25 protein-coding genes and 1 pseudogene are annotated in these 24,752 nt (G+C 67.4%); 12 read left to right on the top strand and 14 right to left on the bottom strand.

Annotation, left to right across the window (positions count from 1 at the left end; translation table 11 throughout):
- The first annotated feature begins 343 nt into the window (after positions 1-343).
- The 7 genes from clpS to RT97_RS07910 all read left to right on the top strand — a co-directional run bounded on the left by clpS (position 344) and on the right by RT97_RS07910 (position 7,866).
- Positions 344-703, top strand: a complete 360-nt coding sequence (gene clpS, locus RT97_RS07880; protein WP_013541678.1) for an ATP-dependent Clp protease adapter ClpS — start codon at positions 344-346, stop codon at positions 701-703.
- A 67-nt stretch (positions 704-770) separates the two neighbouring features.
- Positions 771-3,092, top strand: a complete 2,322-nt coding sequence (gene clpA, locus RT97_RS07885) for an ATP-dependent Clp protease ATP-binding subunit ClpA (protein WP_042578228.1) — start codon at positions 771-773, stop codon at positions 3,090-3,092.
- A 115-nt stretch (positions 3,093-3,207) separates the two neighbouring features.
- Positions 3,208-4,653 (top strand): cardiolipin synthase, encoded by a 1,446-nt coding sequence (gene cls, locus RT97_RS07890; protein ID WP_042578229.1) that lies wholly within the window; start codon positions 3,208-3,210, stop codon positions 4,651-4,653.
- On the top strand, positions 4,654-6,093 hold the full coding sequence (gene sbcB, locus RT97_RS07895; protein ID WP_042578230.1) for an exodeoxyribonuclease I: 1,440 nt from the start codon (positions 4,654-4,656) through the stop codon (positions 6,091-6,093).
- 26 nt (positions 6,094-6,119) lie between these two features.
- Positions 6,120-6,857 (top strand): CatB-related O-acetyltransferase, encoded by a 738-nt coding sequence (locus RT97_RS34005; protein WP_052810603.1) that lies wholly within the window; start codon positions 6,120-6,122, stop codon positions 6,855-6,857.
- An 18-nt stretch (positions 6,858-6,875) separates the two neighbouring features.
- Positions 6,876-7,316: a DUF3574 domain-containing protein gene (locus RT97_RS07905; protein WP_052810604.1), complete on the top strand. Its 441-nt coding sequence runs from the start codon at positions 6,876-6,878 to the stop codon at positions 7,314-7,316.
- The gene (locus RT97_RS07910; RefSeq protein ID WP_253278178.1) at positions 7,303-7,866 is read left to right on the top strand and encodes a GNAT family N-acetyltransferase; all 564 of its coding nucleotides are present in this window, start codon (positions 7,303-7,305) and stop codon (positions 7,864-7,866) included. Before RT97_RS07905 ends, RT97_RS07910 begins: the two co-directional genes overlap by 14 nt.
- A 66-nt stretch (positions 7,867-7,932) precedes the next feature.
- Here RT97_RS07910 and RT97_RS07915 read toward each other — a convergent pair whose 3' ends face one another.
- Complete coding sequence (locus RT97_RS07915; protein WP_042578232.1) at positions 7,933-8,436, bottom strand: GNAT family N-acetyltransferase; 504 nt, start codon at positions 8,434-8,436, stop codon at positions 7,933-7,935.
- A gap of 4 nt (positions 8,437-8,440) precedes the next feature.
- Positions 8,441-9,721, bottom strand: a complete 1,281-nt coding sequence (locus RT97_RS07920; protein ID WP_042578233.1) for an amidohydrolase family protein — start codon at positions 9,719-9,721, stop codon at positions 8,441-8,443.
- Positions 9,722-9,821: 100 nt separating this feature from the next.
- Here RT97_RS07920 and RT97_RS07925 point away from each other — a divergent pair, with 100 nt between their 5' ends.
- On the top strand, positions 9,822-10,208 hold the full coding sequence (locus RT97_RS07925; RefSeq protein WP_042578234.1) for a hypothetical protein: 387 nt from the start codon (positions 9,822-9,824) through the stop codon (positions 10,206-10,208).
- Between the two features lie 17 nt (positions 10,209-10,225).
- Here RT97_RS07925 and RT97_RS07930 read toward each other — a convergent pair whose 3' ends face one another.
- The 11 genes from RT97_RS07930 to RT97_RS07980 form a co-directional block, all read right to left on the bottom strand.
- Positions 10,226-10,678, bottom strand: a complete 453-nt coding sequence (locus RT97_RS07930) for a hypothetical protein (protein WP_042578235.1) — start codon at positions 10,676-10,678, stop codon at positions 10,226-10,228.
- A 1-nt stretch (position 10,679) separates the two neighbouring features.
- The gene (locus tag RT97_RS07935) at positions 10,680-11,603 is read right to left on the bottom strand and encodes an ABC transporter permease (RefSeq protein ID WP_042578236.1); all 924 of its coding nucleotides are present in this window, start codon (positions 11,601-11,603) and stop codon (positions 10,680-10,682) included.
- Between the two features lie 130 nt (positions 11,604-11,733).
- The gene (locus tag RT97_RS07940; RefSeq protein WP_172672172.1) at positions 11,734-12,798 is read right to left on the bottom strand and encodes an ABC transporter permease; all 1,065 of its coding nucleotides are present in this window, start codon (positions 12,796-12,798) and stop codon (positions 11,734-11,736) included.
- Positions 12,798-14,372 carry an ABC transporter ATP-binding protein gene (locus tag RT97_RS07945; RefSeq protein ID WP_042578238.1) on the bottom strand — a complete coding sequence of 525 codons (1,575 nt, stop codon included), beginning with the start codon at positions 14,370-14,372 and terminating at the stop codon, positions 12,798-12,800. Before RT97_RS07945 ends, RT97_RS07940 begins: the two co-directional genes overlap by 1 nt.
- A 136-nt stretch (positions 14,373-14,508) precedes the next feature.
- Positions 14,509-15,456, bottom strand: a complete 948-nt coding sequence (locus RT97_RS07950) for a 5'-methylthioadenosine/S-adenosylhomocysteine nucleosidase (RefSeq protein WP_042578259.1) — start codon at positions 15,454-15,456, stop codon at positions 14,509-14,511.
- 8 nt (positions 15,457-15,464) lie between these two features.
- Entirely contained in the window at positions 15,465-16,466 is a 1,002-nt protein-coding gene (locus RT97_RS07955; RefSeq protein ID WP_042578260.1) for a BMP family protein, read from the bottom strand.
- A gap of 165 nt (positions 16,467-16,631) precedes the next feature.
- Positions 16,632-17,261, bottom strand: coding sequence for a uracil phosphoribosyltransferase (gene upp, locus RT97_RS07960; RefSeq protein WP_042578239.1), 630 nt, complete (start codon positions 17,259-17,261; stop codon positions 16,632-16,634).
- 40 nt (positions 17,262-17,301) lie between these two features.
- On the bottom strand, positions 17,302-18,711 hold the full coding sequence (locus tag RT97_RS07965) for a URC4/urg3 family protein (RefSeq protein WP_042578240.1): 1,410 nt from the start codon (positions 18,709-18,711) through the stop codon (positions 17,302-17,304).
- The gene (locus RT97_RS07970; protein WP_042578241.1) at positions 18,708-20,048 is read right to left on the bottom strand and encodes a GTP cyclohydrolase II; all 1,341 of its coding nucleotides are present in this window, start codon (positions 20,046-20,048) and stop codon (positions 18,708-18,710) included. Before RT97_RS07970 ends, RT97_RS07965 begins: the two co-directional genes overlap by 4 nt.
- Before the next feature lie 94 nt (positions 20,049-20,142).
- Positions 20,143-20,610, bottom strand: a complete 468-nt coding sequence (locus RT97_RS07975; protein WP_042578242.1) for a DUF6152 family protein — start codon at positions 20,608-20,610, stop codon at positions 20,143-20,145.
- Between the two features lie 26 nt (positions 20,611-20,636).
- A complete protein-coding gene (locus tag RT97_RS07980; protein WP_042578243.1) occupies positions 20,637-21,056 on the bottom strand; it encodes a hypothetical protein in 420 nt (139 codons plus the stop codon).
- A 112-nt stretch (positions 21,057-21,168) separates the two neighbouring features.
- Here RT97_RS07980 and RT97_RS07985 point away from each other — a divergent pair, with 112 nt between their 5' ends.
- Entirely contained in the window at positions 21,169-21,759 is a 591-nt protein-coding gene (locus tag RT97_RS07985; protein ID WP_042578244.1) for a sigma-70 family RNA polymerase sigma factor, read from the top strand.
- Positions 21,756-22,397 (top strand): DUF1109 domain-containing protein, encoded by a 642-nt coding sequence (locus RT97_RS07990; RefSeq protein ID WP_042578245.1) that lies wholly within the window; start codon positions 21,756-21,758, stop codon positions 22,395-22,397. The genes RT97_RS07985 and RT97_RS07990 overlap by 4 nt, the downstream gene beginning before the upstream one ends.
- Positions 22,398-22,427: 30 nt before the next feature.
- On the opposite strand, the gene RT97_RS07995 is transcribed toward RT97_RS07990, so the two are convergent.
- On the bottom strand, positions 22,428-23,945 hold the full coding sequence (locus tag RT97_RS07995; protein ID WP_042578246.1) for a helicase HerA-like C-terminal domain-containing protein: 1,518 nt from the start codon (positions 23,943-23,945) through the stop codon (positions 22,428-22,430).
- Between the two features lie 101 nt (positions 23,946-24,046).
- Here RT97_RS07995 and RT97_RS08000 point away from each other — a divergent pair, with 101 nt between their 5' ends.
- Together RT97_RS08000 and RT97_RS08005 are read left to right on the top strand one after the other, a co-directional pair.
- Positions 24,047-24,358, top strand: coding sequence for a phosphopantetheine-binding protein (locus RT97_RS08000; protein WP_042578247.1), 312 nt, complete (start codon positions 24,047-24,049; stop codon positions 24,356-24,358).
- A 3-nt stretch (positions 24,359-24,361) separates the two neighbouring features.
- A pseudogene (locus tag RT97_RS08005) lies at positions 24,362-24,752 on the top strand (hypothetical protein); the annotation flags it as partial.

The following is a 24,752-nucleotide window of genomic DNA, read 5'->3' on the forward strand; positions in this document are numbered from 1 at the left end:
CTGGGAAGGTGATGCGGTGGTCGAGCATGGGTCGCATGACCTTCGCGTCTGTATCGTCGTCTCAACTGGCGGTCGTTGTTCTGGCGCGTGCAGAGCATGCTTTGCCATCCACCATGAACTTCGCTTGTGCGCGAAGGACGTTTCCGAACTCGGGATACCACGTCGCGTGCGCTAAGCCGTGCCGTGCGGAGCCCCTGAAGGGTGCACTGAATCTTCTTTCCGAATGCTTCCCCTTGAAGTTTGTTGAGCTTCAATCTCAACGATGCCTCTTGTTTTGTCGAATACGCGCCACCAAGTCTTCCTGCGTCGGCACGGTGCTTGCACGCTCTATAGAATCTTTTTCATGGCAACGAGAATTCCCAAGACTCCCCCCACCCCTCCGGCCCAAAAACCGGCCGGGGATGACGGAGATTCGGTCGTTCTGGAGCGCCGGCCGCAGAAAACTGCGCCGCCCCAGATGTACCAGGTGGTCATGCTGAACGATGACTACACCCCCATGGAGTTCGTGATCGTGGTGCTGCAGGAGTACTTCAGCAAAGACCGCGAAACCGCGACGCAGATCATGTTGAAGATTCACCTGGATGGCCGCGGCGTCTGTGGGGTTTATTCCCGCGACATGGCAGCCACTAAAGTGAATCAGGTCATGGAGGCCGCGCAGCAGGCTGGGCACCCGCTGCAATGTGTCAGTGAGCCTGTTGCGTGAACCTGTTGAATTGCGCAAGCTCCAACCCATCTGAGAACTTATTTACAGCAAGGCAAAAGGAAATCACATGATTGCCCAGGAACTGGAAGTCAGCTTGCACATGGCCTTCGTCGAGGCCCGGCAGCAGCGCCACGAGTTCATCACCGTGGAGCATCTGCTGCTCGCTTTGCTGGACAACCCGAGCGCCGCAGAGGTTCTGCGCGCCTGCTCGGCGAACGTCGACGACCTTCGGGCGTCGCTCACCAACTTCATCAAGGACAACACGCCGCAAGTGGCGGGTACCGACGATGTAGACACCCAGCCGACGCTGGGTTTCCAGCGCGTGATCCAGCGCGCCATCATGCATGTGCAGTCCACCGGCAACGGCAAGAAGGAAGTCACCGGCGCCAACGTGCTGGTCGCGATCTTCGGAGAAAAGGACTCGCACGCGGTCTACTACCTCCATCAGCAGGGCGTGACCCGTCTGGACGTGGTCAATTTCATTGCCCACGGCATCAAGAAGAGCGATCCGCCGGAAGCCGTCAAGGGCAGTGGCGAAGCGCCTCAGGGCGAAGGTGAAGAGGGCGGCGGCGAACGCAACGAGAAGGCATCGCCGCTCGAGCAGTTCACGCAAAACCTCAACCAGCTCGCCAAGGACGGCAAGATCGATCCGCTGATCGGCCGCGAATACGAGGTCGAGCGCGTCATCCAGATCCTGTGCCGCCGGCGCAAGAACAACCCGCTGCTCGTGGGCGAGGCCGGCGTTGGCAAGACCGCGATTGCAGAAGGCCTGGCATGGCGCATCACCCAGGGCGACGTGCCTGAAATCCTCGCCGAGGCGCAGGTCTACTCCCTTGACATGGGCGCATTGCTGGCCGGCACCAAGTACCGCGGCGATTTCGAGCAGCGCCTGAAGGGCGTGCTCAAGTCGCTCAAGGACAAGCCGAACGCGGTGCTCTTCATCGACGAAATCCACACGCTGATCGGTGCGGGTGCAGCCTCGGGCGGCACGCTCGATGCGTCGAACCTGCTGAAGCCCGCGCTCTCGAGCGGCCAGCTCAAGTGCATCGGTGCGACCACGTTCACCGAATACCGCGGCATCTTCGAGAAGGATGCGGCCCTGTCGCGTCGTTTCCAGAAGGTCGACGTGGTCGAGCCGTCGGTGCAGGAAACCGTCGACATCCTCAAGGGCCTGAAGTCGCGCTTCGAGGAACACCATGGCGTGAAGTACGCAGTGGCAGCCCTGCAGGCCGCCGCCGAACTGAGCGCCAAGTACATCAATGACCGTCACCTGCCCGACAAGGCGATCGACGTCATCGACGAAGCCGGTGCCGCCCAGCGCATCCTGCCTCCGAGCAAGCGCAAGAAGACCATCAGCAAGACCGAGGTCGAGGAAATCGTCGCGAAGATCGCGCGCATTCCCCCGGCCAATGTCAGCAACGACGACCGCAGCAAGCTGCAGACGATCGAGCGCGACCTCAAGAGCGTGGTGTTCGGCCAGGACAAGGCGCTCGAAGTGCTCGCCTCGGCGGTCAAGATGGCGCGTTCGGGTCTGGGCAAGGGCGACAAGCCGATCGGCTCGTTCCTGTTCTCCGGTCCCACGGGCGTCGGCAAGACCGAAGCGGCCAAGCAACTTGCCTACATCATGGGCATCGAGCTGATCCGCTTCGACATGTCGGAGTACATGGAGCGTCACGCGGTGAGCCGCCTGATCGGCGCGCCTCCGGGCTACGTCGGTTTCGACCAAGGTGGTCTGCTGACCGAGGCCGTCACGAAGAAGCCGCATTCGGTGCTGCTTCTCGACGAAATCGAGAAGGCGCATCCGGACATCTTCAACGTGCTGCTGCAGGTGATGGACCATGGCACGCTGACCGACAACAACGGACGCAAGGCCGACTTCCGCAACGTCATCATCATCATGACGACGAACGCGGGTGCCGAGACCATGAACAAGGCGACCATCGGCTTCACCAACCCGCGCCAGGCGGGCGACGAAATGGGCGACATCAAGCGCCTGTTCTCGCCCGAGTTCCGCAACCGGCTGGATGCCATCGTCAACTTCAAGGCGCTCGATGAAAACATCATCCTGCGCGTGGTCGACAAGTTCCTGCTGCAGCTGGAAACGCAGCTGGCCGAGAAGAAGGTGGAAGTCACCTTCAGCGACAAGCTGCGCAAGCACCTGGCGAAGAAGGGCTTCGATCCGTTGATGGGCGCGCGTCCGATGCAGCGTCTGATCCAGGACACGATCCGTCGTGCACTGGCCGACGAACTGCTCTTCGGTCGCCTGACCGACGGCGGTCGCCTTGAAGTCGACCTCGACGACAAGGACGAAGTGTTGCTGGACATCCAGCCGCTTCCGAAGAAGGAAGGCAAGTCCAAGCCAGAGGCGGAAGAAGCAGCAGCCGGTTGAAGAAACCGGGCATTCCGTGGCCGATGAGGCCGCGGAACCGCCTCCAAAGGCCGGTAGCATCGCGCTGCCGGCCTTTTTCTTTGGGCGGCCACACCTATCACCCATCTTCGTTCCCTTGATCCTCCCCGTCCTCAGCCCCGAATGGAAAACCGGCCTCTCCCTGGCGTGGAGCGGCTACATCGCTGTGCTGTCGATCTGGATCGTGATGCAGAAGCGCGCGCCGGTGTCCACGATGAGCTGGATCCTGTCGCTGGCGCTGCTGCCTTTCGCGGGCTTCGTCGTCTATTACTTCCTCGGGCCGCAGCGCCTGCGCAAGCAGCGCATCAAGCGTCTGCGCAGCCGCGCCGGGGCGTCGGCGCAGGCTGATATCGCCCGGCTGCGCGATGCGGCGCAGAACGCGCCGCCGGCGCTGCAGCAGATGGCGCGGCTGGGCACTGCGGCCTGCGGGCTGCCGGTGTCGAGCGTGTCCGACGTGGAGTTGCTCTCCGGCGGCGCACGCACCTTCGACGCGATCTTCGAGGCCGTGCGCGCGGCCAAGGATCACGTCCACCTCGAGTACTACATCTTCGAGCCCGACAAGATCGGCACCGCGCTGCGCGACCTGCTGGTCGAGCGCGCGAAGGAGGGCGTCGTCGTCCGCCTGCTGCTCGATGCGCTGGGCTCCAAGCGCATCGGCCGCAAGTTCATGGCGCCGCTGCACGAGGCGGGCGTGAAGGTCGCGCTCTTCCATGACACCAAGATCGGCCGGCGCCTGCGCCCGGTGACCAACTACCGCACCCACCGCAAGATCGTGGTGTGCGACGGCCGCGTGGGCTTCACGGGCGGCGTGAACATCACCGACGAGGAAGACAAGCGCACCAACCCCGACGCGTACCACGACGTGCACCTGCGCATCGAGGGCAGCGCGGTGCGCTGGCTGCAAACGACGTTCCTCGAGGACTGGACCTACGCCACCGGCGAGGACCCGCGCGGCATGGACGACACGATGGCCGCGATGCTGCCGCAGCTCGATGCGGGCGACATCCCCGTGCAGATCGTGACCAGCGGCCCCGACAACATGCTCGAGCCCATCCACCGCATGCACGTCGAGGCGATCCATTCGGCCACGCACCGGGCCTGGCTCACCACGCCTTATTTCGTGCCGGGCGAGCCCGCGCTGATGGCGCTCACCAGCGCCGCGCTGCGCGGCGTCGATGTGCGCTTGCTGGTGCCGCGCCGCAGCGACTCGGCCATCGTGAGCGCCGCCGCGCGCTCGTACTTCGACGAGCTGATCGCCGCGGGCGTCAAGGTCTGGGAGTACAAGGCGCGCATGCTGCACTCCAAGACCTTGGTGGTCGACGAGCATTGCGCGATGATCGGCACCGCGAATTTCGACAACCGCAGCTTCCGGCTCAACTTCGAGGTCTGCGCGGTGGTCTACGGTCCTGCGCTGGCCCGGCCGCTGGCTGCGCAGTTCGAGACCGACCTGCACAGTTCCGGCGCGGTGCGCGCCAACCGGTCGCAGAATTTCTGGCGCCGCCTCGGCGATTCCATTGCGCGCCTGTTTTCACCCTTGCTCTGAATGAACCACACCTTCCTCTGGCACGACTACGAAACCTTCGGCGCCGTGCCGCGTCGCGACCGGCCCTCGCAGTTTGCCGGCATCCGCACCGATGCCGAACTCAACGAGGTCGGCGAGCCGCTGATGATCTATTGCAAGCCCGCGCCGGACTACCTGCCCAGCCCCGAGGCCTGCCTGATCACCGGCATCACGCCGCAGGTTTGCCTGGAACGCGGCATCCCCGAGCACGAGTTCGCCGCGCAGATCGAACGCGCCTTCTCCCAGCCCGGCACCATCGGGGTGGGCTACAACACGATCCGCTTCGACGACGAGGTCACGCGCTTCCTCTTCTGGCGCAACCTGATCGATCCGTATGCGCGCGAGTGGCAGAACGACTGCGGCCGCTGGGACCTGCTCGACGTGGTGCGCCTGACCTACGCGCTGCGTCCCGAAGGCATCGAGTGGCCGAAGAAGGAAGACGGCAAGCCGAGCTTCAAGCTCGAAGACCTGGCGCGCGCCAACGGCCTGCTGCACGAGTCCGCGCACGATGCGCTCTCCGACGTGCGCGCGACCATTGCGCTCGCGCGGCTCATCCGCGACAGGCAGCCCAAGCTCTTCGACTTCGCCTTCGGCCTGCACAGGAAGGACCGCGTGGCGAGCGAACTCGGCCTGCCTGCGATGCGCGAGACCGCCAAGCCGTTCCTGCACGTCTCGGGCATGTTCCCGGTCGAGCGCGGTTGCCTCGCCGTGATGTGGCCGCTCGCGAGCCACCCCACCAACAAGAACGAGCTGCTCGCCTGGGACCTCGCCCACGACCCGAGCGAGCTGCGGGACATCGATGTCGAGACCCTGCGCCTGCGCCTCTTCACCCGCACCGCCGACCTGCCCGAAGGCGTGGTGCGCCTGCCGGTGAAAGGCATCCACCTCAACAAATCGCCGATGGTGGTCGGCAACCTGCGCACGCTCGCGGCGCCGATGGCCGAGCGCTGGGGTGTGGACCTCGACGCCGCCATGCGCCACGCCGCCATCGCGCGCGACCTGCCCGACATGAGCGCCATCTGGTCGCAGGTGTACGCGCGGCCGAAGGAGGCCACGCCCGACGTCGATGAGGACCTCTACGGCGGCTTCGTCGGCAACGCCGATCGCCGGCGCCTGAACCAGCTTCGAGGCCTCTCGGCCGGCGAGCTTGCCAAGGACCGCACCGGCTTCGACGACGGCCGCCTCGAGGAGATCGTGTTCCGCTACCGCGCGCGCAACTGGCCCGAATCGCTCGCGCCTGAAGAAGCCGAACGCTGGGAGGCGCTGCGCGTGGCGCGCCTCTTCCATGGCGAGGGTGGGGCGCGCACCATCGAGCAACTGTTCAGCGAAGTCGATGCGCTCTCCGAGACCGCGGACGAGCGCGGCGAAGAAATCCTCGGCGCGCTCTACGAATACGCCGAAGCCATCGCGCCCGAGGCCTGATCCTTCAAGCACACCACCGCCATCCCATGGACCAGAACCTGACCATCACCCCCGAGCTGTCCACCGGCCTGGAGGCGCATGGGATGTTTCTCTCGGCGGGTGTGCAGTTGTCGATCCCGTTCCGCTTCGAGACGCCGGTACGCATCTGGCATGCGGTGCGCGTCATCGGTGGGTCGCTGGGGGCGTACACCACGCTCTCGCCGGGCGGCGCACTCAATGCGGTGCATGTGGGACGCTATTGCTCGATCGGTGACGGCGTGCAGGTGCTGTCGGACCACCCCTCCGACTGGTTCACCACGCACATGCTGAGCTTTGCCCCGAATTTTCCGGCGCCGTACCGCCATCAACCGGTCGGCGGTTTCTGGTCGCACACGAGCGTGAACATCGGGCATGACGTGTGGATCGGCTCGCGCGTGAGCATCCGTGGCGGCGTGACCATCGGCGATGGCGCAGTGATCGGCGCCGGGGCCATCGTGACCAAGGACGTGGCGCCGTTCACCATCGTCGGCGGCGTGCCCGCGCGGGTGATTCGCCAGCGCTTTCCGGATGCGCTCATCGAACGCATCCGGGCCTGCCCGTGGTGGGACTGGGACCTGCGGGCCCTGGCGCTCAACTGGCAGCAGCCCGAAGAAGCCCAGACCGTGCTCGAAGCCGCCATCGCCGAGGGGCGCGTGCAGCGGTGGGAGCCGGGATGGCGGCTGCTCGATTTCGGTACGCCGGAAACAGAAGGCGCGCCTGCGCCGCTCGTCTTCCGGCTGGGTTGAACGTCGAGGGCGCACGCCATGACAAGCGTTTCTTCCCGCGCCCGGTCGGTAGCGTCCGCCTTCATGATTGGCGCGCTCGCGGGCTGCGGTGCTTTGCCTCCCGGCGCGATCTCAGACAAGTCCTGCGGACCCGGCTTCGATGCCTTCGAGCGCGACACACTCTTCTTCGGCCGCGCCATACCGGCAGGCGGGCAGGTGTCGGACGCGCAGTGGGCTGGCTTCCTCGACGCCACCGTGACCCCCGCATTCCCGCAGGGCCTCACGGTGCTCGATGCCGTCGGCCAATGGCGCGGCGCCTCGGGCGGCGTGGTGCGCGAACCCTTGAAGCTCGTGGTCTTGCTGCATCCGCGCACCGCGAAGGACGACGCAGCCATCGCCAACATCATCGACACGTACCGCAAGAATTTCGGCCAGGAGGCCGTGCTGCAGGAAAGGCAATCCGTCTGTGTCCGCTTCTGAAGAAAACGCCCTGAAAGACCGCAACCTCGTTCGCCGACTGACCGCCGCGGACGCCGCCGCCTACCGCGCCCTGATGCTCGACGCCTACGCGACGCATCCCAGTGCCTTCACCTCCACGGTCGGCGAGCGCGAAGGCCTGCCATTGAGCTGGTGGGAGAAGCGCCTGGGCGCCGAGGCAGATGCGCCGAGCGTGGTCTTCGGTGCATTCGACGATATGGGCGCGCTGGCCGGCGCCGCCGGCCTGAGCTTCGAGGACCGCGAACGGGCGCGCCACAAGGCCACGTTGTTCGGCATGTCGGTGAAGGCGTCGGCACGTCGCGCGGGCTTCGGCCGCCGGCTGGTCGATGCCGTGCTCGACCATGCGCGTGCGCACGGCGGGTTGCGGCTGGTGCAGCTCACGGTGACCGAGGGCAACGCGCCGGCACAGACGCTGTACGACAACTGCGGCTTCCAGGTCTTCGGTGTCGAGCCGCTGGCCATTGCGGTCGATGGTTCTCTGCTGGCCAAGGTGCACATGTGGTGCGATCTCCGAGGGGCAGGGCGGGGCTGATCTGGCGCCATGGCGGCGCAACGGCACGCGCCGTGCACTTTCAGACTGCTTGTCTCCAGCGACGATTCATCGGGCTCGCACCATCAACAGTGCCGGGCCGTCCGGCGTTGTCACTTCGCCCTGGGCGTGAAAGCCGGCGCGCCGGTAGCTGCGGATCGCGCGGTGATTGGCCGGTGAAGGATCTGTCTGCACCTTCGTCACGGCCGCGTCTTCGAACAACAGGTCCACGAATGCGCGGACCATCGCGCTGCCCAGCCCGCGGTTCAACTGGTCGGCATGCGCGAGGAACTGGTCGATGCCGCGCGCACCCGGATCGAGCTCATCGCTCCACCAGCCGTTGCCCGAACCCATGACGACATAGGACTGGATGTAGCCGATCGGCGCACCGTCCAGCAGGGCGATGTACGCACGGTCGGTCGATTTCGGAGACAGCATCGGCGGGTAGTCTTCGTCGACTTCGGCCTGCGAAGGCGCGGCGCCCCACCACTCGGCCACATGCGGGCGGCCGAGCCATTCGCACAGCAGCGGCAGGTCCGAGGCCCGCATCGGCCGGAATGCGAAGCCCTGCATGGGCTCAAGCCTTGGGAGTCATCCAGCTGGTCGCCTGCGCCCGGCCCGGCAGGTGCAGCCCAGCCGTAGCGGCGGGCGTTTCCGCCAGCAGCTTGCCCTTGCGGAACACCTTGAGCCGCGTCGCGCGCAGGCGGATCGCCTCGACCGCATCGCGCGCCTGCAGCAACACGAAGCTCGCGTCGCAGCCTGCGGCGATGCCGTAGCCCTCCAGGTGCATCACGCGCGCGGCGTTCGTCGTCACCGCTTCGAAGCACTGGCGGATGCCGGCCTGGCTCGTCATCTGTGCAACGTGCAGGCCCATGTGCGCCACTTCGAGCATGTCGCCCGAGCCCATGCCGTACCAGGGGTCCATCACGCAGTCGTGGCCGAAGGCGACGTTCACGCCGGCGGCCATGAGCTCGGGCACGCGCGTCATGCCGCGGCGCTTGGGGTAGGTGTCGTGGCGGCCCTGCAGCGTGATGTTGATGAGCGGATTCGCAATGACCGCCACGCCGCTCTGCGCGACCAGGGGCAGCAGCTTGCTCACGTAGTAGTTGTCCATCGAATGCATCGAGGTGCAGTGCGAGCCGGTCACGCGGCCCTGCAGGCCGAGGCGCTGCGCCTCGAAGGCCAGCGTCTCGATGTGGCGCGAGAGCGGATCGTCGGACTCGTCGCAGTGCATGTCCACCAGCTTGCCGCGCTCGGCCGCCATCTCGCACAGCAGCTTCACGCTGGCGGCGCCGTCGGCCATGGTGCGCTCGAAGTGCGGAATGCCGCCGACCACGTCCACGCCCTTGTCGAGCGCGCGGGTGAGGTTCTCCACGCCACCCTGGGAGCGCAGCACGCCGTCCTGCGGAAAGGCGACCAGTTGAAGGTCGATGTAGGGCGCCACCTGTCGCTTGACCTCGAGCAGCGCATCGACGGCGAGCAGGCTGGGGTCGCTGGTGTCCACGTGCGTGCGGATCGCGAGCAGCCCCTTGGCCACGGCCCAGTCGCAGTAGGCCAGGGCGCGTTCGATCAACGCATCGGCCGTGAGCAGCGGCTTGAGCTCGCCCCACAGCGCGATGCCTTCGAGCAGCGTGCCGCTCTCGTTGACGCGCGGCAGGCCGTAGCTCAGCGTGGCGTCCATGTGGAAGTGCGGATCGACGAAGTGCGGCGCGACGAGCAGGCCCTGCGCGTCGATGGTTTCTTGCGCGGGGGCGGCCAGGCCTTCGGTGACTTCGGCGATGCGTCCGTCCTGCACGGCGATCGACATGCCGGTGCGGCCGTCGGGGAGGGTGGCGTTGGTGATGAGGAGGTCGAGCATCGTGGGGTCGGTGAGATCGGGTGAGCGCTATTTTCCTTCTCGATGGCGCTTGGCATGCGAGATTCCGTGAGAATCCCCGCGCCACACTTCAAAGGTCCCGATGAAAGCCGCCCTTGTTCTGACCGCGTTGCTTGCCAGCGCGCCGATGTGCTTCGCGCTGACCCTCGGCGCTGCGACGGAAAACCTCCTCTACTTCGAGTACGCGTCCCTCGCGTCCGATCACTGCGAAAGGCAGAAGGTCCCGACCCGCCCTGTCCTCAAGGCCTGGCAGGGGCAGCACGAACCGCTCTTCCGGGCGTCGATCGACGCCGTGCGGACGGAGGGGAAGCGGCGTGGCCTTGCGTCCGAGAAAGAGCAGGACGCCCTGCTTTTCGAGGTCATGGGCATGGCCGACAAGAAGGCGAAGGAGCACATCGCGCGCAAGGGCGTTCCTTGCGGCAAGTACGGCACGTTCATCGACGGCCTGGCGACGTCGTTCAAGCGCTGAGCCCGCCCGGGCTTCCTTCAGCGCGTGCGCTGCGCCCGATAACGGTACTGGCCCGCCGCAGGGCCGACCTCTATCGTCACTCGCCGCAGCTTGTCGTCATGCCCGGACGACGCCTTCGCCGTCACCACGATGCCGCGCGGCGTGGCGCGGCAGGTGATGTCGGTGAGCGCGATCTCGGCGTGGTCGTTGTCGAGTTCGGCGATGGCGACCGTGTGCTCGGCATGGAGGCCGCCGTTGGCATCGCGCGCCATCCACTGCACGTAGAGGAACGATTGCGCGTACTGGTCCGCATGGACCACGCGGTAGGTGCCCTGGTGATCCTTGCCCCAGGTGCCGCAAAGCTGCACCCAGGTGACCGCATCGGGTGTCTTGAAGGTGTCGTAGCTGTAGTCGCTGCCCAGCGCATGGGCGCCGGTCGCGCCGAGCGAGAGCAGGGCGGCGAGCAGGGTTGCAGCAGTCGTCTTCATCATCTCAACGTTCCCCTTTGCGGTACGGCTTCATCAGCGCCTGTGGATAGCTGGCCTTGCGCGCCACCAGCACGAGCGCGAGGATCGACAGCAGGTAGGGGAGCATCAGGTAGAGCTGGTAGGGCAGCACGGCGTCGCCCGATTGTTGCAGCCGCAGCTGCAGCGCATCGAAGAACGCGAACAGCAGCGCCCCCAGCAGGGCCTTGCCGGGCCGCCACGAGGCGAACACTACCAGCGCCACGCAGATCCAGCCGCGGCCGTTGACCATGTTGAAGAAGAAGGCGTTGAAGGCCGAGAGCGTGAGGAACGATCCCGCCATGCCCATCAGCGCCGAGCCCGCGACGATGGCGCCGGTGCGCGTGGCCGCGACCGACACGCCCTGGCTCTCGGCCGCCTGCGGGTTCTCGCCGGCCATGCGCAGCGCCAGGCCGAGCGGTGTGCGGTACAGCACCCAGCCGACTGCCGGCACGAGCAGCAGCGCGAACAGCGTGAGCGCGGTCTGCGCGTTGAGGATGGGGACGGGCAGCCACTCCATCGGCGCGAACGGCGTGATGGTCGGCGGGGTGTTCACCTTCGGAAAACTCACGCGGTAGCCGAAATAGCTGAGCGCCGTCGCCAGCAGCGTGATGCCCAGCCCCGAGACGTGCTGCGACAGCGCAAGCCCGACGGTGAGAAAGGCATGCAGCAGCCCGAACACCATGCCCGTGAGCGCCGCCACGCCGACGCCGACCCAGAGCGGCGCACCGGCGTACACCGCGAGCCATCCGGTGAAGGCGCCCGCGACCATGATCCCTTCGATGCCCAGGTTGAGCACGCCCGCGCGCTCGCACAGCAGCACGCCGAGCGTGCCGAGGATGAGCGGCGTGGCGATGCGCAGCACCGCGACCCAGAAGGCGGGGTTGGAAAGAATGTCCAGCAGATCCGTCATTGGAAATTTCTTCCTCCCCTTCCGGGGGAGGGTTGGGGTGGGGGCACGCGGCGCTCGCACTGGAGGCCAATGCTCCCATCCCGGCCTTCCCCCGGAAGGGGAAGGAGCAAGACCGAAGATGCGGAGGCCGTCATTTCGTCATCCGCACGCGGTATTGCGTCAGCAGCGTCGCCACCAGCACCGCGATCAGCGAGGCCGCGACGATCACGTCGGCGATGTAGGTCGGCACGCCCACCGCACGGCTCATGGTGTCGGCGCCGACCAGCACGCCGGCCACGAACACGCCCGCGGCGATCACACCCAGCGGATGCAGCCCGGCGAGCATCGCGATCACGATGCCGGTGTAGCCGTAGCCCGGCGACATGTCGAGCGTGACGTAGCTCGTGCGGCCCGCCACCTCGATGGCGCCGGCCAGCCCGGCCAGCGCGCCCGAGAGCAGCGCGACCATCACCACGGTGCGCGTGACCGGCACGCCGGCGAACGCGGCGGCGCGCGCATTGGCGCCGACCGCGCGGATGTCGAAGCCCAGCACCGTGTACTTGAAGATCGCCCACACGATCACCGCCAGCGACACCGCCCACAGCAGCCCGGTGTGCACCCGCGTCTGGGCGATGAGCTTGCCCAGTTCGAGGTCGGACTGCAGCGACACGCTCTGCGGCCAGCCCATGGCGGTCGGGTCCTTCATCGGCCCGTCGAGCAGCGCGGAGACGCCGAGCAGCACGATGAAGTTGATGAGCAGCGTCGTCACCACCTCGTCCACGCCGAGCTTGTTCTTCATGAGCGCCGGGCCCAGCAGCAGCAGGGCGCCCGCCACGGCGGCGGCCAGCATCATCAGCGGGAACAGCGCCCAGGGCGAGAGTTCGAAGCCCGTGCCGCCGTGCATGCCGCCCACGGCCACGGCGGCAAGGGCTCCTGCAAACAGTTGCCCCTCCGCGCCGATGTTGAAGAGCCGCGCCTTGAAGGCGACCGTTGCGGCGAGGCCGGTGAGGATCAGCGGGATCGCGCGCGTGAGCGTCTCGCTCCACGCGAACACCGAGCCGAAGCCGCCCTGGAGCAGCAGCGCGTAGGTGCGCCCGACCGGCGCGCCGGCCCACAGCACGAGCAGCGCGCTCACGACCATCGTGAAGAGCACGGCGCCGATGGGCGCCAGCACCAGCGCGGCGCGCGAGGTTTCGTGGCGTCGTTCGAGCCGCATCATGGGGCGCCTTTCGTGGCGCCAGCCATCGCGAGGCCGATGGCTTCGCGCGTCCAGGCCGCAGCCGGGCGCGCTTCGCCGAGGTGCCCCCCGTGCATCACGGCCACGCGGTCGCCGAGCGTGAGCACTTCGTCCAGGTCGTCGGAAATCACCAGCACCGCAGCGCCGGCATCGCGCGCGGCGATGAGCTGCTGCTGCACGTAGGCGACGGCACCGATGTCCAGGCCCCAGGTCGGCTGGTGCGCGACGATCAGGCGCGGCGCGCGCGTGGGGTACTTCTTGTTGTCCGCGTCTTCCGCGTGCTCGGGGGCGAGCAGCGCGCGCCCCAGGATCAGTTTCTGCATGTTCCCGCCGGAGAGCGAGCGCGCCGGGGCCATGAGCCCTGCGCCGCGCACGTCGAATGCTTTTTCGATGCGCCGGGCATGCAGCCGGGCGGCCGCACGCCGCACGAACACGGACCAGCGCGAGAACACCGGGCTGCGCAGCCGCTCGGACACTGCGTTCTCCCACACCGGCAGGTCGCCCACCACGCCGACCGCATGCCGGTCTTCGGGAATGCGCGCCACGCCGCGCTGCACCAGGCGGGCAGGCGAGGGCGGCAGTGCGCGGCCCATCAACTGGGCGGTGCCGGAGACGGCGCGGCGCGTGCCGCAGAGCAGTTCGGCCAGCGCGACCTGGCCGTTGCCCGAGACGCCCGCGATGGCGGTGATTTCGCCCGCGCGCAGCGTGAGCGACACGTCGCGCAGCCGGTCCTGCCCGCCGTCGTTGGCGGACGCTGTGCTCACATGGTCGAGCACGCAGACCGCGTCGCCGACCGATTTGGCGGGCCGCCGCTGCGGTGCGTCGACCGCATGGCCGACCATCCAGAGCGCGAGCTGCGCCTGCGTGGTGTCGGCCGTGCGTGCTTCTGCCACGAGCTTGCCGCCGCGCAGCACGGCGATGCGGTGCGACACACGCAGCACCTCGCCCAGCTTGTGGCTGATGAAGATCACCGACAGGCCCTGCGCCACCATCTGCGCGAGCGTGGCGAACAGCGCCTCGCTCTCCTGCGGCGTGAGCACGGCCGTCGGCTCGTCCAGGATCAGGATGCGCGCGCCGCGGTACAGCGCCTTGAGGATTTCCACGCGCTGGCGTTCGCCGACCGAGAGGCTGCCGATCTTCGCGTCCGGCTGTACCGGCAGGCCGAAGCGCTGCGCCACTTCGAGCAGCCTGGCGCGCGCCGCGGCACGGCGCGACACCGGGCGCCACAGCGGCTCGGTGCCCATCATCACGTTGTCGAGCACGGTGAGGTTGTCGGCCAGCGTGAAGTGCTGGTGCACCATGCCCACGCCCGCGGCCAGCGCCGCCTTGGGGTTGCCGGGCGGCAGCGGCGCGCCGAACACCTCGATGCCGCCTTCGTCGGCGACGTAGTGGCCGAACAGGATCGACATCAGCGTGGACTTGCCCGCGCCGTTCTCGCCGAGCAGCGCGAGCACTTCGCCGGCCTGCAGGTCGAGGGAGATCGCGTCGTTGGCGACGAGAGTGCCGAAGCGCTTGGTGATGCCTTGAAGGCGAAGCACGGTCGTAGGAGTCATGAAGGTCTTGCTCCTTCCCCTAATGGGGGAAGGCTGGGATGGGGGCAAGCGGCGCCCGCAACCCCACGGTGATCGATCGAAGGCCGCGTGCCCCCACCCCAGCCCTCCCCCGGAAGGGGAGGGAGCAAAGGCCGGATCACTTCCATGCAGCCAGGAACGCCAGCATCACCTTGGCCGAGTTGTCGGCCGCGATGCCCATGAAGGTGCCCATCTCGTTCTCGCCGCCGCCACCGCCCGCGAGGTCGCTGAGCGAGCGGAAGGCGATGTAGGGCACGCCGTTGCTGTAGGCCACCATGCCCACCGCCGCGGTTTCCATGTCGAGGACGTTGGCCTGGAAAGTCTTGAACGTGTACTGGCGGAAGGCCATGTTGTCCATGAAGGCCTGGCCCGAGACGCCGTTGCCGCCGATCACGAGCTGGGGCTTGCGCGTGAGGCACTTGCCGGCGCTGCAGTTGGCCAGGTCGACCGTGCGGATGCTGCGGGCCACCTCGAGCATCTTCGGATCGACTTCGAACCAGAACTTGCGCTCGATGCCGGGCTTCGCCGCCGAACGGACCTCGACCGGGCGCGGATGCACCATGCCGAAGTTGGGGAAGGTGGCGTCCTTGATGAAGGGCGGCGCGGTGTACTTGCCGGGCGCGGTTTCGCGCGCCATCAGCACTTCGAGGTATTGGCCCCATTGCGCGGGCACCGTCACGTCGCCCACGTGCAGCGACGGGTTCACGCCGCCCGCGATGCCGCTGAACACGATGCCCGTCACGCGAAAACGATCGAGCACGAGCTGCGTGTTCATCGTCGCGTTCGTCATGCTGATGCCCGAGAGGAACAGCACGACCGGCTTGCCTTCGAGCGTGCCGGTGGTGAACTCGACGCCGTTCGCGCTGTGTTTCGCGGGGCCCTGCAGGCGCGCGAGCAGCAGCTTGAGCTCGGGCTCGAACGCGGAGATCACCGCGATGCGCGGCGTGTCGTCCAGCCGCGTGCTGCTGTCGATGCTGGCGCCGGCGCCCTTGTAGACACCGACGCAGCCCGTGAGCCCGAGGGCCAGCACACCGGCTGCGACAAGAGTGCGCCAGCGCATCGTCATCGGCTTGTTCACTTTGCGGTGGACTTGGGTTGGCCGTCGTCCACCTTCACGGTGAACTTGCCCGAGAGAATGTCGGCCTGCTTGGCCTTCACCTTGGCGACGATGTCGGCGGGCACCTTCTTCTCGAACGTGCCGAGCGGCGCGAGCTCCGAGCCCTTGTGCTTCATCTGCGAATAGACGCCGTAGTCTTCTGCGGCGAACTTGCCTTCCTTCACGAGCTTGATCGCGCGGTCGGCCGAGGGTTCGAAGTTCCACAGGGCCGAGGCGACCACCGTGTCGGGGTACTGGCCCTGCGTGTCGATCACGTTGCCGATCGCGAGCTTGCCCTTTTCCTTGGCGGCATCCGAGACGCCGAAGCGCTCGGCATACATCACGTCGGCCCCCTTGTCGATCATCGCGAAGGCCGCTTCCTTGGCCTTGGGCGGGTCGAACCAGCTGTTGATGAAGCTCACGCTGAACTCCACCTTCGGGTTCGTTTCCTTGGCGCCCGCCATGAAAGCGTTCATCAGGCGGTTGACCTCGGGAATCGGGAAGCCCCCGACCATGCCGATGCGGTTGCTCTTGGTCATGCCGCCGGCCACCATGCCGCTCAGGTACGCCGGCTCCTGGATGTAGTTGTCGAACACGCTGAAGTTGGGCGCCTGCGGCTTGAGCGAAGAGCCCATCAGGAAGGCGACCTTCGGAAAGTCCTTCGCGACCTTGCGCGCCGCGGCTTCCACGCCGAACACCTCGCCCAGGATCAGCTGATTGCCGCCCGTGGCGTATTCGCGCATCACGCGCTCGTAGTCGGCGTTGCTGACGTTCTCGGTGGCCTTGTATTCGATCTCCCCGCGCGCCTCGGCCGCCTTGAGCGCCTTGTGGATGCGCCCCACCCATTGCTGCTCGAACGGCACGGTGTACACCGCCGCCACCTTGAGCTTGGCCTGCGCGAGCGCGATGCCCGGCGCGCCTGCAGCGAGCGCTGCGGCAATGGCGACGGAACGAATGATCAATTGACGGCGTGCTGTCACGGTCTTCTCCTGGGTCGTAAAAAATTCAAGCGCTGCAAGCGCCATGCCCGATCGCCGCTCCCTTCGGGAAACACCGAGGAACCGGCTCCGCCGGGCCTCTGGTGTTGCCCCCGGTAGGGGGAAGGCGAAGCGGACACGAAGTGCCGCGCAGCCTGGGGGCGAGCCTTACTTCGTGCCGAAGATGCGGTCGCCCGCGTCGCCCAGGCCCGGCAGGATGTAGCCGTGGCTGTTGAGTTCGCGGTCGATCGCCGCGGTGTAGATCGGCACATCCGGGTGCGCCATCTGCATCGTCGCCACGCCTTCGGGGCAGGTCAGCAGGCACACGAACTTGATCGACTTCGGGTTCAGCTCCTTCAGGCGCTCGACCGCGGCCACGGCGGAGTTGCCGGTGGCCAGCATCGGGTCGACCACGATCACGTCGCGGTTCTCCATTTCGCCGGGCATCTTGAAGTAGTACTCGACGGCCGTGAGCGTCTTGGGGTCGCGGTAGAGGCCGATGTGGCCGACGCGCGCGCCGGGCACCACGGTCAGCATGCCGTCCAGGATGCCGGTGCCGGCACGCAGGATGGACACCAGCACCAGCTTCTTGCCGTCGATGACCTTGGCCTGCATGGTCTCCAGCGGGGTTTCGACCTCGATGTCCTGCATCGGCATGTCGCGCGTGACCTCGTAGGCCATGAGCATGCTGATCTCATTGAGGAGCCGACGAAAGCTGTTGGTGGAGGCGTCCTTGCGGCGCATCAGCGTGAGCTTGTGCTGGACGAGGGGGTGGTCGACGAGGTGGACGTTGCTCATTGGAATTTTTTCTGGCGTTGCTGAATGTGAACCCGGGAGTCTAAAAGACGGTGCCGTCGCTCTCGATCAGCAGCGGTGGTGCTCCGTCTCGCAAGCGTTGTGCCAGCGCCCGGCCCGCGGCCCAGGTGCCGCCTTCGAGCACGCAAGCCAGCGGCAGCTCTTCCTCGGTGCGGTCGAGCACCTTGCGCACGCGCGGCGCCACCTCGTCGAGCAGCGCCACGGTGAGCGCGCGCCATTCGACGATGAATTCGTCGCTGGCCTTCCAGCGGCGGGTGAGGAAGGCTGGGTCCTTCGGCACGATCACGCCGCTGTCGATCAGCAGGCCGCCGTTGCGGTACTCGGGCAGGGCGGTGAGCGCATCGAGGTGCCGCACCTTCACGCCCGCCCACTCGAAGGGCTCGAGCAGCGAATAGGTGAGCCACTGCGAGAGCTTGTGAAAGGGCATCCAGCCGTTGGTGAGCCCGGGGCCGCGCACCGCGCTGTGGCGCCAGCAGTCGCCCAGCGCGAGCGCGGGATCGCCCGAGCCGATGCCGCCGGCGCTGTCGCTGCCGTCGATGGCGATGCTGTCGACCGCGTTGGCCGAAGGCCAGATGCGCGAGAGCATCTCCAGCAGCAGCGAGAGGATCTGGTGCGCGGTGATCTCGGCCGTGGGCGGCGCGGCCGGGCCGTAGGGGCCGACCAGCGCGTCGAACAGTCGGCCGGGCCGACCGTCGTCGCCGAAGGTCTCGGGCTGCTCGCTCATCGCCTCGCCGAGCCGGCGCAGCAGCGTGGCGCGGCCCGAAAGGCCCACCAGCGGATTGACCTCGCTCACCTGGAAGGCGTCGCCCAGGCGGTCGGTCACCAGACCCTTGAGCCCGGCCGCATCGGCCTGCAGCGGACGGGCGGGGTCGGACGAGAAGAGCCCGCTCGTGAAGGCATGGAAGCTCGCGACGCCCAGGCCCTCGGAGCGCGTGTAGCGCTCGCCGGTGGCCGACTCGGTGTAGTGCCAGTCGGGGCCGGCGCCGGCATCGAGCAGCACGCTCACCAGCACGAGGTCGATGTGCGCGCGAGCGCGCTGGCGGGCATCGATCTCCTTGCCGAGCAGCTGGTCGAGCTGCTTCAGCCGGTCGGTGCCGCCGGCCTCGAAGTGGCGCCAACGGCTGTGGTACGGGATGGTGTCCCACGGATAGCGCTCGCGCGTGACCTCGGCCACGGTGCGTGCCGCGTCTTCGAGCGCGTCGTCGTTGCCGATGCGGAACCACTGCGATTCGCCGCGGCGCGCGCGCGCCAGCAGGGCGCCCGCGCGCTGGCGGATGGCGGCGGTGGTGCGCAGCAGCGAGGCCGCACCGGCCGGGTGACCGGTGTCCACGGTGAATTCGATCGAGGGGTCGACCTTGCCGGCGCCGCCGGGCGCGAGGCTGCCGGAACCGTCGACGGGCATGTTGGGGTCGGTGTTGTGGCTTGTCGTCATTCGCTGAGTCCGCGGCCCTTGGCCTTTTTCAGTTCTTCGGCGTCCGGCACCGGGCCGGGCGTGAAGTAGCCGGCGGCCATCTTGGCGTCCATCTCGACGCGGGCGTCCGCCGGGATCAGTTCATCGGGAATGTTCACGCGCTCGCCGATCTCGATGCCCGAGCCGGTGATCGCGTCGAACTTCATGTTGCTCATCGACACGAGCCGATGGATCTTCCGGATGCCCAGCCAGTGGAAGACGTCGGGCATCAGCTCCTGGAAGCGCATGTCCTGCACGCCGGCCACGCACTCGGTGCGCGCGAAGTACTGGTCGGCCGTGTCGCCGCCGACCTGGCGCTTGCGGGCGTTGTAGACCAGGAACTTGGTCACTTCGCCGAGCGCCCGGCCTTCCTTGCGCGAGTAGGCGATGAGCCCCACGCCGCCGCGCTGTGCGCCCTGGATGCACTCTTCGATCGCGTGCGTGAGGTAGGGGCGGCAGGTGCAGATGTCCGAGCCGAACACGTCCGAGCCGTTGCACTCGTCGTGGATGCGCGCGGTGAGTTCCACATCGGGGTTGGCCAGGTCGCGCGGGTTGCCGAAGATGTAGAGCGTCTGCCCGCCGATGGGCGGCAGGAACACCTCCAGGTCGGAGCGCGTGACGAGTTCGGGGTACATGCCGCCGGTCTCCTCGAAGAGCGTGCGGCGAAGGTCGGTCTCGGAGCAGCCGAATCGGCGCGCCACCTCGGGGAGGTACCACACGGGTTCGATGGCCGCCTTGGTCACCATCGCGGCGCCGCCCGATGTGAGGAAGTGGCCGTCGGCCTTCAGGCGCCCGCTCTGCAGCGCCTCGATCACCTCGGGCAGGATCACGTGGGCCTTGGTGATCGCGATGGTCGGGCGGATGTCGTAGCCCGCGGCCAGTTCGGTCGAGAACGCATCGGCCACCAGCGCCCCCCAGGGGTCGAGCGAGACGATGCGGCCAGGTTCGCCCCACTGCGGATAGGGGCCGATCACGTCGGTGGGCGAGGTGTTGGTGAGGTCGGCCTTGTGCTCGCGCTTCAAGGCGCCCGATGCGACCGCGAGCGCGCGGTACACGCTGTACGAGCCGCTGTGCGTGCCGATGACGTTGCGGTGCGCGCGCTTGGTGGTGGTGCCGACCACGGGGCCGCGCTCGGTGGCCGTGGCCGCGCCCCACTGGATGGGCAGTGCGCCGAAGCCGCCGGCATGCGAGGTCAGGCGGATGTGGCCGGTCGAGGAGGAGGGGTGCAGCGCAGGAAAAGGCTGGAGAGGTGAGGCAGGAGAAGAAGGTGTGGCGCCAGCCGGGAGTGCGGAAGGGATCTCGGTGCTATCTACAGACATTGCAGGCCCTCAAAAAATGCAATGTACCGATCACGCGTGCGGCTGGCAAGCCGGGGCGGACCATGCCACGGACTCGTCGAACGGCACGCGATGCTCAGGCCGGCGAGGAGCGCAGGCCGTAGGTCTTGCCGCCGACGAACAGGTACTCGGCGCGCAGCACCGCCTCGCCTTTCTCGCCGGTGAAGGTGAAGCCGAGCACGCCCACCTGGGTGCCGGGCTTGATCTCGTCGACGCCCCAGGCCTGCAGCCGCGTGAGGGGCGCGAGCTCGACCTGCCATTTGCGGTCGCGCCGCGTCGGCAATTGCGCCTTGGCCAGGAGCGCGGGGCCGTCGACGGCGGTCGACTGCTTCGGCAATGCACGTTGCTTCAGGTCGGCGGGGAGCGTCGGGTTCTCGGGCAGCTCGAGTTCCAGTTCGCCATGCGGGTTGCGCCACATGACCTTCGTCGCGCGTCCCTCCAGGTAGAGCGGGCGCTCCTGGTCAAAGCTGCTCCATCCATGGTGCGCCCAGGCGGGCAATGCGAGGCTCGTCGAGGCGGCAACGAAAAGGCGTCTTTGCATCATCTCGGTCTCCTTCGGTGTCAGAAAGTTCAGAGGTAAGCGATCCAGCGCCCGCAGATGATGACAGCGAGCCAAAACCCCAAGGAGAGAAGGCATTGCACCCTGGCGAACCGGTCCAGGGCCGCAACGCCGCTGCGAAAGTGAAAGAGCGCCGCGTTGGCGCCGGCCAGCGCAACGAGGAGCATCTTGACGCGAAAGGCGGTGTTGGCCAGCAGCTCGTCGGGCTGGCCCGAGAACATCGTGAGTCCGGTGACCGCGCACAGGCCGAAGCCGGCGAGGGCGGGGCGCAGCGTCAGGCGCGCCAAGAGCGGCGCCGGCAGTTCGCGCCCCACGCCCAAGGCGCGCAGCTCGAACACGAAGAGCCCGCCGAACAGCAGTGCAATGCCGACGATGTGTGCCACCTCCAGCGCCGGATAGGCCCAGGGGTGAGAGACGAGTCCGCTCAACATCGGCGCAGCTTAGCCCAAGGTGCGGGCCAAGGGCTTGCGGGCGCTGGCACTTTCCGTGTCACGGCACAATCCAACGCACTATTTTTCGACCAGGCTGTAACCAGCCAGCCCGATGGCACGAACCACTGAAGGTAGCAGGAAGCAGACGAGCGACGCCGAAGCGGCGCTGCGGAGCCTGTTCCTTCGGGGCTTGGCCGGCGACGCAAAGGCCTACCGCGAATTCCTGCAGAAACTCAGCGCGCACCTGCGCGCCTTTCTGGGCAAACGTCTCTTTGGCTGGCCCGATGAAGTGGAAGATCTCGTCCAGGAATGCCTGCTCGCCATGCACAACCAGCGCCACACCTACCAGAGCGACCAGCCGCTGACGGCCTGGGTGCATGCCATCGCGCGCTACAAGATGATCGACCTGCTGCGCGCCAAGTCGGTCCGCGAAGATTTGCATGACCCGCTGGACGACGACCTGGCGGTGTTCGCCGAGTCGGCCACCGAAGCAAGCGATGCCAGGCGCGACCTGGGCGGCCTGCTCCAGACGCTGCCCGAACGCCAGCGCCTGCCGATCGTGCACGTGAAGATCGAGGGACTCTCGGTTGCCGAGACCGCGAGCCTGACGGGCATGTCGGAGTCGGCGGTGAAGGTCGGCATCCACCGCGGGCTCAAAGCCCTGGCCGCCCGGTTCGGCCACCACTGGAGTGCCGCCGCATGAAGACCGACGAACTGGTCGCGATGCTCGCGAACGGCCCCGTCGCTGCGCCCCGACGCGCGACGAGCCGGCGCCTGGGCATGGCGCTGCTGTTGGGCGTGCCGCTGTCGTTCGTCATCCTCTTCGCCGAGTACGGGCTGCGGCGCGACCTGGTGCAGGCCATGTTCTGGCCGATGTTCTGGGTCAAGGTGCTGTTTCCGCTGTGCATAGCGGCCGCCGGCTTTGTGATGGTGCAGCGGCTCGCGCGGCCGGGCGTTCGCGTGCGGCACGCCTGGTTCGGCGCGGCGCTGCCGGTGCTCGGCATCTGGGTGCTGGCCGTGGTTGCCTGGTTCACCATGCCTGCCGAAGACCAGATGCCCTCGCTCATGGGACATTCGTGGCGCATCTGCGCGGCGAGCATCGGGCTGATGGCGCTGCCGGTTTTTGCAGCCACGCTGGTGGCGCTCAAGGGGCTCGCGCCCACGCGGCCCGCGCTGGCGGGCGCCGCGGCGGGAGCGCTGGCGGGCGGCGTCGGCGCGGCGGTCTACGCGCTGCACTGCATGGAACTCACCGCGCCGTTCCTGGCGGTCTGGTACGTGAGCGGGATCGCGGTGCCGGTGCTGGTGGGCGCCGTACTGGGCCCGCGCCTGTTGCGCTGGTAGGGCGGGCGGCGCCGGCCGCTCAGCGCTTCCTCAGCGCTTCTTGCTGCCGAAGATCCCGCCGAGCACGCCGCGCAGGATTTCCTTGCCCACCGAGGTGCCCATGGTGCGCACCGCCGACTTGGCCATGGTCTGCACCAGGCCGTCGCGCTTGCCGCCGCGGGGTCCCGTGCTGCCGAAGATCATGTCGTTGAGCATGCCGCCCATGCCGGAGCCGGCTTCCTCGGCGCCGGCCTTGCCGACGGGCGTCTTGCCCGCTGGCGCATCGGGCGCGGACTCGGCGCGGCCCTTGAGCTTTTCGTAGGCCGATTCGCGGTCCACCGTTTTCTCGTACACGCCGGCGACGAGCGAGTTCGCGATCAGCGCCTTTCGCTGGTCGGGCGTGATCGGGCCGAGCTGGCTGCCCGGCGGCAACACGAACACGCGCTCGGTCACGCTCGGACGGCCCTTCTCATCGAGGAAGCTCACGAGCGCCTCGCCGACCGCAAGTTCGGTGATGGCGGTCTCGATATCGAGGCCCGGCTTCTGGCGCATGGTGCTGGCAGCCGCCTTCACGGCCTTCTGGTCGCGCGGGGTGAAGGCGCGCAGCGCGTGCTGCACGCGGTTGCCCAGCTGGGCCAGCACCGTATCGGGAATGTCCAGCGGGTTCTGGGTGACGAAATACACGCCCACGCCCTTGGAGCGCACGAGCCGCACCACGAGCTCGATGCGCTCCACCAGCGCCTTGGGCGCCTCGTTGAAGAGCAGGTGGGCCTCGTCGAAGAAGAAGGCCAGCTTCGGCTGGTCGGGGTCACCGATTTCGGGCAGTTGCTCGAACAGCTCCGACAGCATCCACAGGAGAAAGGTCGCGTACAGGCGCGGCGAATTCATCAGCTTGTCGGCGGCCAGCACGTTGACCACACCCTTGCCGCCCACGGTCTGCATGAAGTCGGCGATGTTGAGCATCGGCTCGCCGAAGAACTTGTCGCCGCCCTGGGTCTCGATCTGCAGCAGGCCGCGCTGGATGGCGCCCACGCTGGCCGCGCTGATGTTGCCGTACTGGGTGGTGAACTGGCTCGCGTTCTCGCCCACGTACTGCAGCATGGCGCGCAGGTCCTTCAGGTCGAGCAGCAGCATGCCGTTGTCGTCGGCGATCTTGAACACCAGGTTCAGCACGCCGGCCTGGGTTTCGTTCACGTCGAGCATGCGGCCCAGGAGCAGCGGACCCATGTCGGAGACGGTGGCCCGCACCGGGTGGCCCTGTTCGCCGAACACGTCCCACAGCGTGACGGGGCAGGCGGAGGGCTCGGGCACCTCGATGCCGCGCTCCTTCAGCGTGGCTGCCAGCTTGGCGCCGACGGCACCTTTCTGGCTGATGCCGGTCAGGTCGCCCTTGACGTCGGCCATGAACACCGGCACGCCGATGCTGGAGAGCTTCTCGGCGATGGTCTGCAGGGTGACGGTCTTGCCGGTGCCGGTCGCGCCGGTGATCAGGCCATGGCGGTTGGCGAGGCTGGGGAGGAGCGCGCACTCGGTGCTGTCGTGGCGGGCGATCAGAAGGGGGTCTGCCATGGAGGGCTCCGGGTCGTATCGAAGCGGGCAGTCTAATCAAGCAGCACTCCTATAATCCACGGCCGCACGAAGGTTCAGGAAAAAGTTTTCAGGAGGTTTTTTTGTCATCGACTGCTCAGCCCCCCATTCCCGCCACTGGCGATGCGTCCGAACAGTCGCCGATTGAAAAAGAACTCGCCGTACTGCTAGTGAACGCACTCAATCTCGAGGTTGCACCCGAGGACATCGTCCCCACCGATCCGCTATACGGCGAAGGCCTGGGTCTCGACTCCATCGACATCCTCGAAGTCGCGCTCGAAGTCTCGCGGCGCTACGGCTTCCAGCTGCGCTCGGACGACGAGCGCAACCAGCAAATCTTCCAGTCGCTGCGCACGCTCGCGACCCACGTCGCCCAGCATCGCAGCGCTTCCTGACCCATGTCACGATGGCGACTGGCGCTCCTGCTGCTGGTGGGAGTGGCCTATGCCGGCCTCTCTCATTGGATGACCCTGTTCCACGCCACCGAGCCGTGGGCGGTGGTGGTGTTGCTCGGCCCGCTCTGGCTCGCGGCCATGGGTTTCGCGGCCAGCTGGTTCGGTCGCTGGGGCTTTGCCGCGGCGCTGGCGCTGGGCATCGGCGGCTTCGCGCTCGTCTTCCTGGGTGAGGCGGGCGACCCGAACCGCCTTTATGTGCTGCAGCACGTGGGCATCAACGGCGCGCTGTGCGGCTGGTTCGGCTCCACGCTGCGCGGACGCGGGCTGCCGCTGATCACGCAGTTCGCGCAGCGCGTGCATCCGCTCAAGGGGCACATGCTTTCCTACACGACGC

Source organism: Variovorax paradoxus (assembly GCF_000834655.1).
Classification (GTDB): Bacteria; Pseudomonadota; Gammaproteobacteria; order Burkholderiales; family Burkholderiaceae_C; genus Variovorax; species Variovorax paradoxus_F.

Excerpts from the sequence above, each read along its gene's own strand:
- clpS (WP_013541678.1), top strand. The coding sequence starts at position 344 with ATGGCAACGAGAATTCCCAAGACTCCCCCCACCCCTCCGGCCCAAAAA.
- clpA (WP_042578228.1), top strand. The coding sequence starts at position 771 with ATGATTGCCCAGGAACTGGAAGTCAGCTTGCACATGGCCTTCGTCGAG.
- sbcB (WP_042578230.1), top strand. The coding sequence starts at position 4,654 with ATGAACCACACCTTCCTCTGGCACGACTACGAAACCTTCGGCGCCGTG.
- RT97_RS34005 (WP_052810603.1), top strand. The coding sequence starts at position 6,120 with ATGGACCAGAACCTGACCATCACCCCCGAGCTGTCCACCGGCCTGGAG.
- RT97_RS07905 (WP_052810604.1), top strand. The coding sequence starts at position 6,876 with ATGACAAGCGTTTCTTCCCGCGCCCGGTCGGTAGCGTCCGCCTTCATG.
- RT97_RS07915 (WP_042578232.1), bottom strand. The coding sequence starts at position 8,436 with ATGCAGGGCTTCGCATTCCGGCCGATGCGGGCCTCGGACCTGCCGCTG.
- RT97_RS07920 (WP_042578233.1), bottom strand. The coding sequence starts at position 9,721 with ATGCTCGACCTCCTCATCACCAACGCCACCCTCCCCGACGGCCGCACC.
- RT97_RS07925 (WP_042578234.1), top strand. The coding sequence starts at position 9,822 with ATGAAAGCCGCCCTTGTTCTGACCGCGTTGCTTGCCAGCGCGCCGATG.
- RT97_RS07930 (WP_042578235.1), bottom strand. The coding sequence starts at position 10,678 with ATGATGAAGACGACTGCTGCAACCCTGCTCGCCGCCCTGCTCTCGCTC.
- RT97_RS07935 (WP_042578236.1), bottom strand. The coding sequence starts at position 11,603 with ATGACGGATCTGCTGGACATTCTTTCCAACCCCGCCTTCTGGGTCGCG.
- RT97_RS07940 (WP_172672172.1), bottom strand. The coding sequence starts at position 12,798 with ATGCGGCTCGAACGACGCCACGAAACCTCGCGCGCCGCGCTGGTGCTG.
- RT97_RS07945 (WP_042578238.1), bottom strand. The coding sequence starts at position 14,372 with ATGACTCCTACGACCGTGCTTCGCCTTCAAGGCATCACCAAGCGCTTC.
- RT97_RS07950 (WP_042578259.1), bottom strand. The coding sequence starts at position 15,456 with ATGACGATGCGCTGGCGCACTCTTGTCGCAGCCGGTGTGCTGGCCCTC.
- upp (WP_042578239.1), bottom strand. The coding sequence starts at position 17,261 with ATGAGCAACGTCCACCTCGTCGACCACCCCCTCGTCCAGCACAAGCTC.
- RT97_RS07965 (WP_042578240.1), bottom strand. The coding sequence starts at position 18,711 with ATGACGACAAGCCACAACACCGACCCCAACATGCCCGTCGACGGTTCC.
- RT97_RS07970 (WP_042578241.1), bottom strand. The coding sequence starts at position 20,048 with ATGTCTGTAGATAGCACCGAGATCCCTTCCGCACTCCCGGCTGGCGCC.
- RT97_RS07975 (WP_042578242.1), bottom strand. The coding sequence starts at position 20,610 with ATGATGCAAAGACGCCTTTTCGTTGCCGCCTCGACGAGCCTCGCATTG.
- RT97_RS07980 (WP_042578243.1), bottom strand. The coding sequence starts at position 21,056 with ATGTTGAGCGGACTCGTCTCTCACCCCTGGGCCTATCCGGCGCTGGAG.
- RT97_RS07985 (WP_042578244.1), top strand. The coding sequence starts at position 21,169 with ATGGCACGAACCACTGAAGGTAGCAGGAAGCAGACGAGCGACGCCGAA.
- RT97_RS07990 (WP_042578245.1), top strand. The coding sequence starts at position 21,756 with ATGAAGACCGACGAACTGGTCGCGATGCTCGCGAACGGCCCCGTCGCT.
- RT97_RS07995 (WP_042578246.1), bottom strand. The coding sequence starts at position 23,945 with ATGGCAGACCCCCTTCTGATCGCCCGCCACGACAGCACCGAGTGCGCG.